Origin of the sequence: Proteus sp. fly-1008 (assembly GCF_040140305.1) — a bacterium.
GTDB lineage: Bacteria > Pseudomonadota > Gammaproteobacteria > Enterobacterales > Enterobacteriaceae > Proteus > Proteus vulgaris_B.
On sequence record NZ_JBEEWH010000054.1, the window covers coordinates 1 to 656 of the forward strand.

Genomic DNA, 656 nt, shown 5'->3' on the forward strand with positions numbered 1-656 from the left:
CTTAATACGGTTCCTTTTGTATTGGTCGTATCATTTTTTAAAATGATCTTTCGTCCTTGAATTGTGCTACGCATTTTTACCATATATTTTAAAATGAAAATTATTACTTAATTAAGGAAAGTAATTTTTTATAGTCTGGTTTTCCATCTCTATTTGAACTCTTTGTACCATCTGGGTAAGAATATATTGTACTTACACCTTCAGTTTTACGCTCTTCTGGATATTCAGAATAAACCACAATATTGGGGTGAATGATTGGTTTCCAAGTAATTTGCTGAGCATCACGAGATTTATAATAAAGATAAAGTTCTTCTCCATATAACCATAGACTAATATTTTTATCATTTTTAAAAGGTATATCAATCCAAGGAAAATAATCAGCGATAATATAAAAATCATCTTTTTTATTAATTGGTTTTTTTCCTACTCGTTGAGGCTGATTATTATCGAAAATAATAATAACTCCAGTTCCTACTACATCAGTAATATCTTTTGAAAAGTGATCATTAATCTTCAATGTCATCCTTAATGTGATATTACTTAATTGCCAATCACATTTTCCACCTCCTCTATAAGGGATTTCTGCACTATATAATGAACTATTATCTTCTTTTTCTAACAAAACCATTTCACTATTAAAACCAGAAACAGTATAT

1 protein-coding gene is annotated in these 656 nt (G+C 28.4%); it reads right to left on the reverse strand.

Going from position 1 to position 656, the window contains the following annotated elements; translation table 11 throughout:
• Positions 1 to 103 precede the first annotated feature (103 nt).
• The coding region (locus tag ABN256_RS19130) for a hypothetical protein (protein ID WP_349439941.1) at positions 104 to 656 on the reverse strand (553 nt) is incomplete at its 5' end.